This is a genomic window from Amycolatopsis sp. NPDC098790, assembly GCF_044759945.1.
GTDB lineage: Bacteria > Actinomycetota > Actinomycetes > Mycobacteriales > Pseudonocardiaceae > Amycolatopsis.
The window spans coordinates 242,528-254,886 of record NZ_JBIWAI010000001.1; the positions used below are offsets into that span (position 1 = coordinate 242,528).

Below are 12,359 nucleotides of genomic sequence, written 5' to 3' on the forward strand. Positions count from 1 at the left end.
GACGCTAAGCTGCCGGGCGAGTGCAAGAAGTGACGGGGGAGGTTACGTGAACCAGCAGGTCTGGATCCCGCCTCGCATGGCCGCGCGCTTCCGGGGCTCCTGCCTCGTCCTCGGCGTGGTCACCGTGGCCGTGGGCGTGGTGGTCGGGTTCGGGATTCCGCTCGGCGGCCTCCTGCTCCCCGGCCGCGCCGGCGCGATGGCCCTCAGCACCGTCACGACCGGCGTCTTCCTCGGCCTGTTCCTGCTGGTCTCCGGCGTGACGATGACCATGGCCCGAGGCTGGGTCACGACCCATCCCCAGGGCTACCTGCTCAACCGGCAGAAGTCGGCCATGGCGCTCTACGCGCTCGGCGTGCCGGCCGGCGCCGGCCTCTTCACGTCGTTGATCTTCTACGTCACCTCTATGAACCGCTTCACGTGGTCGGCCGAGGACGCCACCGGCACCGTCCACGTCGTGACGCCGGGCATCGCGGGCTACCTCTGCCTCCCGGCCGTCGCCGTCGTGCTGTGCGCGGTGAACTTCTTCGTCGGCCTGTCCCTGTTCCGGCCCTCTCCGCGCACCATCCAGCGGTACGCCCGCTAGCTCATCGTCACCGAGAAGTCCGTCAGCGTGAACCGCGCCTTACCCCCACCCGTAGAACAAAACTCGATCCCGTAACCGATCTGGTTCACCGTCGGGTTGGGCGGGATCAGCCCCTTCCCGATCGACCACGCGATCATCGCCTTCAGGTCGATGCTCCCCGAGTACTGCGTCGAGCGCGAAACGAACGCCACGTACCCCTCGTCGTCCGCCCACACGTCGTACGTGAATCCACCAGCCGTGTACGTCGTCAGCTTGTCGCCCGCCGGCTGCTGCTTCAGGTTCTCTGTCCACACCATCAGCTCACTGACGCCCGCGCCGTTGCCGACTCCGTTCAGCCACAGGTCGTACGCCACGTCGTAGACGCCCACACCCGGGCCACGGCCCGCGAACGTCGAACGGATCACCGAATAGTCGTTGAACGGTTTCCCGTTCTGGTCGTTTATGTCCTTGTGGACGTTCGGATAGGTTTTCACCGACGTCGAGTCGGGCTGACTGGAATCGACGTACCAGTTGTCGTACGCGCACGCCCGCAGCGTTTCCGGGCCCGCCTCCTCCGTGTTCCACATGTTGTTGTGGACGTAGTAGCCGCCGTCCGACCAGCCTCCGTCGGGCTCGGACGTCGTGAACTCCGGGCTGCGGCAACCGCGCACCGGGGTCGTCGACGGCGGGGTCGGAGTCGGTACCACGGAACGAGAAGACGGCGCAACCGACGTCGGCGGTGCAACGGCGACACTGGAAAAAGCCGAAGCGGAAGCCGGAGCAGCCGCCCCCGCGACCGGCCCGGAACTGCAGCCCGCGACCAGCAGAAAGGGAATCGCCAACAACCAGACTCTTCGTCGCATTTTTCCCGCCCAGAGCCACAATTCGGCAGAACGAGGCGGAACCCTAACACGAAAAAATGAAAATCAGGCGTGGTCGTCCGCGGGGTCCAGATCGTGCGACGTGATCGGCCGCCCCGGCAGCTCGGTGCCCGGCAGCGCGCTGAGACCGTCGATCATGATGCCGACGCAGCGGCGGGCCGCCATCTCCGCCACGTCCGGGGACTTCGCGCGCACCTGGCGCAGCAGCGTCGCGAACAGGATCGCGATGTCGCCCGAGCCGACGTCGAGCCGGAGCCTGCCCTCGGCCTTCGCGCCGTCGACGAACTCGTCGAGGACCGCCAGGATGTCGTCCCGCAGCCGGCGGACCTCCGGGTCGTTCTTCAAGATCACCAGCGCTCGCGGCGACACCATCGCCAGCTGGACGCTCAGCTGCAGCTCCACCGACTGCCGCAGCAACCGCGACAGCGCGCTCCACGCCGACGTCTCCTCGGCGGCGATCGCCCGCGCGTCGACCAGCACCCGCTCGAAGTTGTCCATCGCGACCGCGCGCACCAGCGCGTCCCGATCCGGGAACCGGCGGTAGAGCGTCCCGACGCCCACGCCGGCCGCGCGGGCGATCTCCTCCATCGGCACCTCGGGACCGGAGACGGCGAAGATGGTCTTCGCGGCGGCCAGGATCTGGTCGCGGTTGCGCCGCGCGTCCGCCCGCAGGGTGGTCTCGGGGTCTGCCGTCATGCCGTTCGCCTTCCGCTGAATCGCGCGGGCTGATTCTCGCATGGTCAGGCGGCCACACACCGGATCCGCTTCGAGTCACCCGTTAGCTAGTGGACGACTTCCTTCCACTTCGGTACGTTGGACCTAGAACCGGAATGTAATCCTCCGCATACTTTACGTCCGCTTTAGGGGGCCCGAAATGACCGAAGTCGCCGAACCCACCACGCAGGGCGACGTCTTCCCGCTCGACCGCAGCTGCCCGTTCGCGCCGCCGCCGGCGTACGAGAAGCTGCGCGAAGCGGGCCCGGTCCAGCGCGTCGGCCTGCCCGACGGCTCGGAGGCCTGGGCCATCACCCGCCTCGAAGAGGTCCGGCAGATGCTGACCGACCCGCGGTTCAGCTCCGACCGGTTCAACCCCGGCTTCCCGGTGCTGACGAAGGCCGGCCGCCCGCAGCGCCGCCGCTTCACCGCGTCGCTGATCAACATGGACCCGCCGGAGCACGGCGCCGCCCGCCGCGAGGTCGTCGGCGAGTTCACCGTCAAGCGCATGAAGGCGCTGCAGCCGCGGATCCAGCAGATCGTCGACGAGCACATCGACGCGATCCTGGCCGGCCCGAAGCCCGCCGACCTCGTCTCCGCGCTCAGCCTGCCGGTGCCGTCGCTGGTCATCTGCGAGCTGCTCGGCGTCCCGTACGCCGACCACGACTTCTTCCAGGTGCGCAGCTCCACGATGCTCAACCGCGAGGTCACGCAGGAGGCACGCTTCCAGGCCGTCGAGGAGCTGCAGGGCTACCTGGACGAGCTGGTCGCCAAGAAGGAGGCCGAGCCGACCGACGACCTGCTCGGCCGCCAGGTCCTCAAGCAGCGCGAGGAGCACGGCGACGTCGACCACGACTCGCTTGTCTCGCTGGCGTTCCTGCTGCTCATCGCCGGGCACGAGACGACGGCGAACATGATCTCCCTCGGCACCGTCGCGCTGCTGGAGAACCCGGACCAGCTCGAGCTCGTCAAGAACGACCCGGGCAAGACGCTCGACGCCGTCGAGGAACTGCTGCGGTACTTCACGATCGCGGAGTTCGCGACCTCGCGCGTCGCCACCGCGGACGTCGAGATCGGCGGCCAGCTGATCCGCGAAGGCGAGGGCGTGCTGGGCCTGAGCTACTCCGGCAACCGCGACGCGGCGGCGTTCGAGAACCCGGACGAGCTCGACCTCGAGCGCGGCGCCCGCCACCACGTCGCGTTCGGCTTCGGCCCGCACCAGTGCCTCGGGCAGAACCTGGCCCGGATGGAGCTGCAGATCGTCTTCGACACGCTGTTCCGCCGCATCCCGGAGCTGAAGCTGGCCGCGCCGGTCGACCAGCTGCCGTTCAAGCACGACTCGTCGATCTTCGGTCTCTACTGCCTGCCCGTGACCTGGTGAGGGGGACGCCATGACCACCGTCGAACAGCACGAGTTCCCGATGACCCGCACCTGCCCGTTCGCGCCGCCGCCGGCGTACGAGGAGATCCGCGAGGGCGACGCCGTCGAGCGCGTCCGGCTGCCGGAGGGCGGCCACGCGTGGGTGGTCACCCGCCTCGAAGACGTCCGGACGGTGCTGAACGACCGGCGCTTCAGCGCCGACCGGCAGCACCCGGACTTCCCGCAGCTGGTCAAGGGCGGGTTCCGGCGCAAGGGCGACGAGCGCACCATGATCACCATGGACGCGCCGGAGCACGGGCCGGCCCGCAAGGCCGTGCTCGGCGAGTTCACCGTCCGCCGGATGGAGGCGCTGCGGCCGCGGATCCAGGAGATCGTCGACGGCCAGATCGACGCGCTGCTCGCCGGCCCGAAGCCGGGCGACCTGGTCGAGGCGCTGTCGCTGCCGGTGCCGTCGCTGGTGATCTGCGAGATGCTCGGCGTCCCCTACGGCGACCACGACTTCTTCCAGGAACACACGGCGAAGCTGATCAAGCGCACGACGTCGGCGGAAGACCGGCGGGCGGCGTTCGACACCATCCGCGGGTACATGGCCGACCTCATCGCGACCAAGGAGGAGAACCCGCCGGACGACCTGCTCGGGCGCCAGATCGTCAAGCTCCGCGAGGACGGCACCTACCGGCGGGAGCAGCTGGCCGCGACCGGGTTCCTGCTGCTGGTGGCCGGCCACGAGACGACGGCGAACATGATTTCGCTGTCCACGGTGGCGTTCCTGCGCAACCCGGAGCAGCTGGCGGCGATCAAGGCCGACCCGGGCAAGACGCTCGACGCGGTCGAGGAGATGCTGCGCTACTGGACGATCGTCGACGCGGCCACGGCGCGCCTGTGCGTCGAGGACGTCGAGGTCGGCGGGCAGCTGATCAAGGCGGGCGAAGGCGTGTTGGCCCTGGGCTACGCGGCCAACCGCGACCCGCGGGCGTTCGAGAACGCCGACGAGCTGGACATCGAGCGCGGCGCGCGCCACCACGTCGCGTTCGGCTTCGGCCCGCACCAGTGCCTGGGCCAGAACCTGGCCCGGATGGAGCTGCAGATCGTGTTCGACACGCTGTTCCGGCGCATCCCGACGCTGGCGCTGGGCGCGGACGTCGACGACCTGCCGTTCAAGGACGACGCGAACATCTACGGCCTGTACCGGCTGCCGGTGACCTGGTAGAGATCGGACTGCCATCCCACCACAGGAAAGAAGGACCATGAAGATCATCGCGGACACCGGCAAGTGCGTCGGCGCCGGACAGTGCGTGCTCACCGAGCCCGAGCTGTTCGACCAGAGCGAGGACGACGGCACGGTCATCGTCCTGAACGAGGCGCCCGAGGGCGAACTGGTCGAGAAGGCCCGCGAAGCGGTGCACGTGTGCCCCAGCCAGGCCCTTTCCCTGCAGGAGTGACACGGGAACGGCCACCTCGCGGGTAAGGGGTTCCCGCGAGGTGGCCGTGGCCTGGTCGGTCAGGAGAGGCGCAGCGTGGTCCCCGGGTGGAAGGCGTGGGTCTCGCCTTCGCCACGCAACCCGACCCGGACGTTGTCGCCCATCCGGGGTGGCGTGCGGCCGTCCACCCGGACGACGAACCGGTCGTCGCCCACCTTGCCGTGCAGGTACGCGTCCGCGCCCAGTTCCTCGACCAGCTCCACCACCAGCTCGAAGCCGCCTTCGGAGACCAGCTCCAGCGACTCCGGCCGGACGCCGAAGACGACCTCGCGCAGGTCACCGGCGGCGGAAAGCACCGACCGCGGCAGCGGCAGCACGACGTCACCGAGCCGGACGCCGCCCTCGGTCAGCGGCAGCGTCGCCAGGTTCATCGCCGGCGACCCGATGAAGCCGGCCACGAAACTGTTGCGCGGGTTCTCGTACAGCTCCCGCGGTGACGCGCACTGCTGCAGCACGCCGTCGCGGAGCACCGCCACCCGGTCGCCCATCGTCATCGCCTCGACCTGGTCGTGCGTGACGTAGATCGTCGTCGTCCGCAGACGCCGTTGCAGCTGCGCGATATTTGCGCGCGTCTCCACCCGCAGCTTCGCGTCCAAGTTGGACAGTGGTTCGTCCATCAGGCACACGCTCGGCTCGCGCACGATCGCCCGGCCCATCGCGACGCGCTGCCGCTGACCACCGGACAGCGCCTTCGGCTTGCGGTCCAGGAACTTCGAAAGGTCCAGCATCTTCGCCGCTTCGGCCACCTTGGCGTCGATGTCCGCTTTGGACAGTCCACGCAGCTTCAGCGCGAAGCCCATGTTCTCGGCCACCGTCATGTGCGGGTAGAGCGCGTAGGACTGGAACACCATCGCGATGTCCCGGTCCTTCGGCGGCAGGTGCGTGACGTCGCGGTCGCCGATGTGGATGGCGCCCTCGTCGATGTCCTCCAGCCCGGCGAGCATCCGCAACGCCGTCGACTTCCCCGACCCCGACGGCCCGACCAGCACCAGGAACTCGCCGTCCGGCACCGTGAGGTCGAACCGGTCGACCGCCTTCACCACGTGCGCGCCCGGGTAGATCCGCGACGCCTGTTCGTAGCTGACCGCTGCCATGACTACTTCACCGCTCCCATCGACAGCCCGCGGACGAGGTGGTTCTGCGCGATCCAGCCGACGATCATCACCGGCAGCGAGGCCAGCAGCGCGGCGGCGGATAGCTGGGCCCAGTACAGGCCCTCACTGGTGATGAACCCGACGAGGAACACCGGCACGGTGCCGGCCCGCGCCGCCGTCAGGTTGACCGCGTAGAAGAACTCGGTCCAGGAGAAGATGACGCAGATCAGCGCCGTCGCCGCGATCCCGGGCGCGACCACCGGCATGATGATTTTGCGCAGCAGCGTCGGCAGGTTCGCGCCGTCGATCCGGCCCGCCTCGATCATTTCGTGCGGCACCTCGAGGAAGAACGACCGCATCATCCAGATGGCCAGCGGCAGGTTCATCGACGTGTACAGGATGACCAGCGCCCACACCGTGTCCAGCAGCTCGGTGTTCTGGGAAATGATGTACAGCGGGATGATCGCCGCGACGATCGGCAGCATCTTGGTCGAGAGGAAGAAGCCGAGCGCGTTCGACGTCTTCTTCACCGGCGCCAGCGACAGCGCGTACGCCGCCGGGATGCCGAGGAGCAGCACCAGCAGCGTCGACAGCACCGTGACGAAGGCCGAGTTCGACAGGTAGGGCAGGAACCCGCCCTTCAGCACGTTGGCGATCTGGTCGAACGTCGGGCTGAAGAACAGCTTCGGCGGGTCGGTGTAGGCGTCGGCTTCCTGCTTGAACGCCGTGAGGATCATCCACAGCAGCGGGAAGACGAACAGGATCGCGATGATCCAGGTGACGGCGGTGAGCACGCCGGGGCCGGTCCTGCGCTTCGGCTTGCGCGCCGGAGGGGCGGCGGTGGCCGCCTCCGGGCGAGTGTCGAGAGTGGTCACTTGATGCCTCCGTCCACCGAGAAGGTCCGGAACATCAGGCGCAGTGCGAAGGTCGCGACGATCATCGTCAGGATCACGACGATCACGCCCATCGCCGACGACTGGCCGACGTCGAAGCCTTCGAACGCGCGCTGGTAGATGTAGTACGGCAGGTTCGTGCTGGCCGTGCCCGGCCCGCCCTGCGTCATCAGGAAGATCGCGTCGAAGCTGTTCACGATGTAGATCGCGCCCAGCAGCGTCGCCAGCTGCAGGAACCGGGACAGGTGCGGCAGCGTGATGGAGACGAACGTGCGCCACCGGCTGGCACCGTCCACAGAGGCCGCTTCGAGGACCTCTTTGGACTGGCTCTGCAAGCCGGCGAGGATGAGCAGCATCATGAACGGCGTCCACTGCCACACGATCTGCGCCATCACCGCGGCCAGCGGGAACTCCGAAAGCCAGTCGACGTCGGTGCCGAAGACGAAGTGCAGCAGCCCGTACGTCGGGTCGAACACCGTCGTCTTCCACAGCAGCGCGCCGGCCGCCGGGAGGATGAGGAACGGCGTGATCAGCAGCGTCCTGACGACGCCGCGGCCGAAGAACTTCCGGTCGAGCAGGATCGCCAGTCCGAGGCCGAGCAACAGCGCGACCAGCACGCACACCACCGTCAGCAGCACGGTGTTGAGCAGCGCCACCAGGAACGTCGTGTCGCTGAAGACGTCGATGTAGTTGTCGAGGCCGACGAAGTGCCGCGAACCCGGCCGGACCAGGTTCCACGACTGGAACGAGTAGAACACGGTGAGCAGGAACGGCAGCTGCGTCACCGCGACGACGAAGATCAACGCGGGCAGCAGCGGCAGCCGCCGCTTGGCCGCGGTGCTCAGGCCCTTCTTTTCCGCGGCCTTCGCGTGGGTCTGGGAGGTGGGGGCATCTACGGAGAGCGTGGACATCACTGCACCGCCTTGTAGGAGTCGCCCACCGTCTGGGCGTAGTCCTGGGACTGCTTCAGGGCGTCTTCGACGGATTCGCGGCCGGCGATCGCCGCCGACAGCTGCTGGCTCACCCGGGTGCCCAGGTCCTGGAACTCGGGGATGCCGACGAACTGGATGCCGGGGTAGGGCACCGGGTTCGCCATGGCCTTCTGCTGGTTCGCGTCCGCGATGCCGTCCAAAGTGGGCTTCGCGTAGGCCTGCGCGGCCTTGGCGTAGTCGGGAATGTCGTAAGTGGACTGCCGGACGCCAGGCGGGACGCGATTCCAGCCGTAGGTCGCCCCGACCTTCTGCACGTACGCCTTGTCGGTCATCCAGGCCATGAACTTCCAGGCCGCGTCCTTGTCCTTGGCGACCTTCGGGATGCCGAGCGCCCAGGTGTAGAGCCAGCCGCTGGCCTGGGTCTTGACGACCGGCGCGGGCGCGTACCCGGACTTGCCGACGATCTTGCTGCTCGACGGGTCCTCGTTGGTGCCCGCCATGACCGTGGCGTCGTACCACATCGCGGCCTGGCCCTGGGTGTAGCGCGTGCCGCACTCGGAGAACCCGGCGCTTGAGGCGCCGACTTCGCCGTGCTCGCGGATCAGGTTGACGTAGAAGTTCGCGGCCTCGGTGAACTCCGGCGACGTCAGCTTGGCGTTCCAGTCCTTGTCGAACCATTGTGCGCCGAAAGTGTTGGCCACGGTCGTGAACGGCGCGAGGCTTTCGCCCCAGCCCGGCTTGCCGCGCAGGCAGATCCCGCTGACGCCGGCGGCCTTGTCGTCGAGCTTCGCGGCGAAGTCGGCGATCTGCTGCCAGGTCGGCTTGGCCGGCATGGTGATCCCGGCCTTGTCGAAGAGGTCCTTGCGGTAGGCCAGGAACGACGACTCGCCGTAGAACGGCACCGCGTACATCTGGTTCTGGTACGACAGCGACTGCTTGATGCTGGGGATGAAGTCGCCTTCGTCGTAGCCCGGGGTCGAAGCCATGTGCGGCTCGAGGTTTTCGAGCCAGCCGTTGGCCGCCCACTGCGGGGCTTCGTAGTTGCTGATCATGACGACGTCGAACTCGCCGCCCTCGGTGGCGGTCGAGGCGGTGATCTTCGCGCGGGCCTGGTTTTCCGGCAGGGACACGAACTTCAGGTTGATGCCGGTGGCCTTCTCGAACTCCGGCGCGAGCGAGATCGCGTCCTTCATCTGCGGGTTGGACACGATCGCGATGACGAGCGTGCTGCTGCCCTGGCCGAGTGAGCCCGCGCCCGCGCAGCCCGTGGCCAGCAACGACGTCGCGGCGAAGAGGGTGAGGAGCTTACGCACGGCCGCCTCCCGGGAGTACCTGCACCTTGAGGCCCGAGCCGCTGCGCATCTTGGCCAGCGCTTCGGGGTACTGCTCGAGCGGAAGCCGGTCCGTGAGCAGCGATTCGGTGTCGATGGCCCCGTTCGCGACGAGGTCGAGCGCGGTGCCGAAGCTGTGCAGCACGGCCATCGAGCCGACGATGGTGATCTCGTCGTTGTAGATGCGGAACGGCGAGAGCGCGACACGCGCTTCGGCGGGGGCGACGCCGAAGACGAGCAGCCGGCCGCCGCGGCGGATCGAGTCGAAGGCGGCTTCGATGGCGGGCGCGGCGCCGGTGGCGTCGACGGCGACGTCGAACTTCTCGCCGTTCAGCTCGCTGACGTCGCTCGCGGTGGCGACGGCGCCGAGGCTGGCCGCGCGCGGTAGCCGGTCCTTGTTGCGGTCGACGACCGTGACCTGCGCGCCGGAACGCTGCAGCAGCTGCTGCATGATCAGGCCCATGGTGCCGGCGCCGACGACGAGGAAGCGCTCTCCGGCTTCGACGCCGACGCGGCGCACGCCGTGCACCGCGCAAGAAACGGGCTCGACCAGCGCGCCCTGTTCCCAGGTCATCGCGTCGGGCATGCGGTAGCAGGTGGACGACGGAACGGCGACGTACTCGGCGAAGGCGCCGTTGACGGTGTCGCCGGTGGCGCCCCAGTTCGCGCAGAGGTTGCCGTGGCCGGCGCGGCACGGGCCGCAGTATCCGCAGAACAGCGACGGGTCGACGGCGACGCGGTCGCCGACCTTCCACTCGCCCGGCACGTCCGCGCCGAGCTCGACGATCTCCCCGGCGAACTCGTGCCCGGGGACGATGGGGTACGGGGTGGGCGGGAAGTGCCCGTCCGCGATGTGCAGGTCGGTCCCGCAGATCCCGCACGCTCCGACCTTGACGACGACCTGACGTTCCCCGGGTTTCGGATCGGGCACCTCGCCGACCCTGATCTCACCGGGCCGGTCGACGATGGCGGCACGCATGCCTAGCCCCTTCCTCGCGCTCATATGAGCGGCGTTGACCTATGGCGTCGAGAACATGTGAAGGCATTAGAGGTCTGACGTCGGTGTTACGTCAACCTTTCGGGCAGATTTCGGGCTATAGTGCTCAGATGAGCGCATCTCGCAAGGGCGCGTCGCTCTCGGAAGCGATGCTGCTCGCCACCGTCGCCCGGCGCTTCTACGTGCAGGGACGCTCCAAGCTGGAGATCGCCGACGAGTTCGGCGTCAGCCGGTTCAAGGTGGCCAGGATGCTCGACACGGCCATGGAGTCCGGCCTGGTCAGGGTGGAGTTCTCGCTACCGGCCCCGGTGGACCTGGCGTTGTCGGACGAGGTGCGCTCGGCGTACGGGCTGAAGCAGGCGCTGGTGCTCGAACGCTCAACCGAGCGCGAGCCGCGAGAGGTCGTCCGGGCCAAGATCGGGACGTTGGCGGCCCGGCTGCTGCAAGAGATCGCGACGCCGTCGGACGTGATCGGGCTGTCGTGGGCGCGGTCGGTGAACGCGATGACGGAGGCGATCCGGTCGTTGCCGCGGTGCCCGATCGTCCAGCTGTGCGGAGTCCAGGCGGGGATGGACATGCGCGGCCGGTCGGTGGAGACGGTGAGCCGCGTGACGTCGGTGTCCGGCGGCGACGCGTACCCGATCTTCGGGCCGTTGGTGCTGCCGGACCGGCGGACGACGGAGACGTTGCGGCGGCAGCCGGGGATCGCGGAGACGTTCGGCCAGTTCCGGTTGCTGACGAAGGCGGTGGTCAGCATCGGGGCGTGGCAGCCGGGCGAGTCGACGGTGTACGACGCGCTGGACGAAGCCGAGCGAGCGGCGATCACGGCCCGTGGGGCCACGGCGGAGGTGGCGGCTCGGTTGTTCGACGCGTCGGGGAACGCGTTGTCGACGGGGTTGGCGCACCACGTGCTGGCGATCAGCCACGAGGAGTTGATGGCGGTGCCGGAGGTGATCGCGCTGGGGTACAGCAGGCCCAAGGCGGCGGCGGTGGACGCGGTGCTGCGGTCGGGGATGGTGTCGACGCTGATCACGGACGCGGCGGCGGCGGTGCCGTTGCTGGCCTTGGCGGCGAAGAACCCGCCCAAGCCGTCGTGACAACTGGGGGAGTACGGGCCGCGCGGGTGCGTACTCCGCCGGTGGTAGGCGCGGGTCTGGGGACTCCGGGGCGAAACCCGGGTCGCGCCCGATGTGCCGTTTCCCGCGCTCGGCGAGCCTGGAACGCGTGAAATCTTCCCCTCGCTGGCGCCAGGCCGTGGTCTGGTTGCACGTCGTCTCGTCCGTCGCCTGGATGAGCCAGGCCCTCGCCCTCGTCGTGCTGATGTCGTCCGGCGCGCCCGCGATGGCCGACCGCCTCGACTCCGTCCTGCTCGCCCCGATGGCGAACGTCTCGGCGTTCACCGGCCTGCTCCTCGCCGGCGCGACGGCGTGGGGCTACTTCCGGCACTGGTGGGTGCTGACCAAGTTCGCCCTGACGCTCATCCAGCTCTACGCCGGCATCTTCCTGCTCTCCCCCGCGCTGCGCGAGTCGGCCGGCACCGGCGCCGTCGCGTGGCAGCAGATCGCCGGCGCGTCGCTGATGGCGAGCGCGCTGTCGTTCCAGGCCTGGCTTTCGGTCGCGAAACCGGGCCGCAAGACGCCGTGGTCCGCCGCCGCGAAGCCGCCGACCGCGCCGACGTGGGTGTTCATGGCCGGGGTCGGCGCGCCCGCGTTCGACGTCACCGCCGGGCTGCTGCTCGGCTACCCGCTCCCGGCGTTGTCGCTGGTCACGCTGGTCGTGCTCGGTTTTGAGCGGCGACGACGTCGTCGCCGTGCACAGCGGCCCACCGCCCGAAGCCCTCGATCGGCTCCAGGAAGCTTGAACCCAGCGTCGTGAGTGTGTAGGAGGCTTCGCGGCGCTCGACGAGACCGTCGGATTCCAGGCGCCGCAAGGCTTCCGTGAGCACCTTGGCGCTGATCCCGCCGATCGCACGCCGCAGGTCGACGTGCCGGCGCGGGCCGTCGCGCAGCGCCCAGAGCACCACCGGGTGCCACGTGTTGGCGACCAGGTCGAACGCGAGCCGCGTCCGGCAGTCGGCGAGGAAGTCCATGGTT

General features: G+C 68.8%; 14 protein-coding genes. 6 read left to right on the forward strand and 8 right to left on the reverse strand.

The features are described from left to right. Nucleotides 1-46: 46 nt before the first annotated feature. Nucleotides 47-583, forward strand: a complete 537-nt coding sequence (locus ACIQWX_RS01255; RefSeq protein WP_400863975.1) for a hypothetical protein — start codon at nt 47-49, stop codon at nt 581-583. Here the strand turns inward: ACIQWX_RS01255 and ACIQWX_RS01260 are convergent. Together ACIQWX_RS01260 and ACIQWX_RS01265 are read right to left on the reverse strand one after the other, a co-directional pair. After that, complete coding sequence (locus ACIQWX_RS01260) at nt 580-1,269, reverse strand: hypothetical protein (protein WP_400863977.1); 690 nt, start codon at nt 1,267-1,269, stop codon at nt 580-582. The two genes, ACIQWX_RS01255 and ACIQWX_RS01260, sit on opposite strands and share 4 nt — an antisense overlap. Before the next feature lie 219 nt (nt 1,270-1,488). Then, complete coding sequence (locus ACIQWX_RS01265; protein WP_400863980.1) at nt 1,489-2,139, reverse strand: TetR/AcrR family transcriptional regulator; 651 nt, start codon at nt 2,137-2,139, stop codon at nt 1,489-1,491. 178 nt (nt 2,140-2,317) lie between these two features. Between ACIQWX_RS01265 and ACIQWX_RS01270 the strand changes: the two genes are divergently transcribed. From ACIQWX_RS01270 to ACIQWX_RS01280, 3 genes are read left to right on the forward strand one after another with little or no spacing between them, the layout of a single operon-like run. Next, the gene (locus ACIQWX_RS01270; RefSeq protein ID WP_400863982.1) at nt 2,318-3,538 is read left to right on the forward strand and encodes a cytochrome P450; all 1,221 of its coding nucleotides are present in this window, start codon (nt 2,318-2,320) and stop codon (nt 3,536-3,538) included. A gap of 10 nt (nt 3,539-3,548) precedes the next feature. Continuing rightward, nucleotides 3,549-4,748, forward strand: coding sequence for a cytochrome P450 (locus ACIQWX_RS01275; protein ID WP_400863984.1), 1,200 nt, complete (start codon nt 3,549-3,551; stop codon nt 4,746-4,748). Between the two features lie 37 nt (nt 4,749-4,785). Next, nucleotides 4,786-4,980 (forward strand): 4Fe-4S domain-containing protein, encoded by a 195-nt coding sequence (locus ACIQWX_RS01280; RefSeq protein WP_360475480.1) that lies wholly within the window; start codon nt 4,786-4,788, stop codon nt 4,978-4,980. A gap of 59 nt (nt 4,981-5,039) precedes the next feature. Here the strand turns inward: ACIQWX_RS01280 and ACIQWX_RS01285 are convergent, their stop codons facing one another. The 5 genes from ACIQWX_RS01285 to ACIQWX_RS01305 all read right to left on the reverse strand — a co-directional run bounded on the left by ACIQWX_RS01285 (nt 5,040) and on the right by ACIQWX_RS01305 (nt 10,248). Further along, nucleotides 5,040-6,113 carry an ABC transporter ATP-binding protein gene (locus tag ACIQWX_RS01285; RefSeq protein WP_400863986.1) on the reverse strand — a complete coding sequence of 358 codons (1,074 nt, stop codon included), beginning with the start codon at nt 6,111-6,113 and terminating at the stop codon, nt 5,040-5,042. 2 nt (nt 6,114-6,115) lie between these two features. Beyond that, entirely contained in the window at nt 6,116-6,907 is a 792-nt protein-coding gene (locus ACIQWX_RS01290) for a carbohydrate ABC transporter permease (protein WP_155549486.1), read from the reverse strand. A gap of 77 nt (nt 6,908-6,984) precedes the next feature. After that, entirely contained in the window at nt 6,985-7,917 is a 933-nt protein-coding gene (locus ACIQWX_RS01295; RefSeq protein WP_400863988.1) for a carbohydrate ABC transporter permease, read from the reverse strand. Then, nucleotides 7,917-9,251, reverse strand: a complete 1,335-nt coding sequence (locus tag ACIQWX_RS01300; RefSeq protein WP_400863990.1) for an ABC transporter substrate-binding protein — start codon at nt 9,249-9,251, stop codon at nt 7,917-7,919. Before ACIQWX_RS01300 ends, ACIQWX_RS01295 begins: the two co-directional genes overlap by 1 nt. Continuing rightward, nucleotides 9,244-10,248 carry a zinc-dependent alcohol dehydrogenase family protein gene (locus tag ACIQWX_RS01305; RefSeq protein ID WP_400863993.1) on the reverse strand — a complete coding sequence of 335 codons (1,005 nt, stop codon included), beginning with the start codon at nt 10,246-10,248 and terminating at the stop codon, nt 9,244-9,246. The genes ACIQWX_RS01300 and ACIQWX_RS01305 overlap by 8 nt, the downstream gene beginning before the upstream one ends. Before the next feature lie 128 nt (nt 10,249-10,376). Between ACIQWX_RS01305 and ACIQWX_RS01310 the strand changes: the two genes are divergently transcribed. Both ACIQWX_RS01310 and ACIQWX_RS01315 read left to right on the forward strand, forming a co-directional pair. Beyond that, entirely contained in the window at nt 10,377-11,363 is a 987-nt protein-coding gene (locus tag ACIQWX_RS01310; RefSeq protein WP_400863996.1) for a sugar-binding transcriptional regulator, read from the forward strand. Between the two features lie 127 nt (nt 11,364-11,490). Beyond that, nucleotides 11,491-12,141, forward strand: a complete 651-nt coding sequence (locus ACIQWX_RS01315) for a hypothetical protein (RefSeq protein WP_400863998.1) — start codon at nt 11,491-11,493, stop codon at nt 12,139-12,141. Here ACIQWX_RS01315 and ACIQWX_RS01320 read toward each other — a convergent pair. Beyond that, nucleotides 12,032-12,355 (reverse strand): winged helix-turn-helix transcriptional regulator, encoded by a 324-nt coding sequence (locus ACIQWX_RS01320; RefSeq protein ID WP_400864001.1) that lies wholly within the window; start codon nt 12,353-12,355, stop codon nt 12,032-12,034. The genes ACIQWX_RS01315 and ACIQWX_RS01320 overlap by 110 nt on opposite strands. Nucleotides 12,356-12,359: the final 4 nt, after the last annotated feature.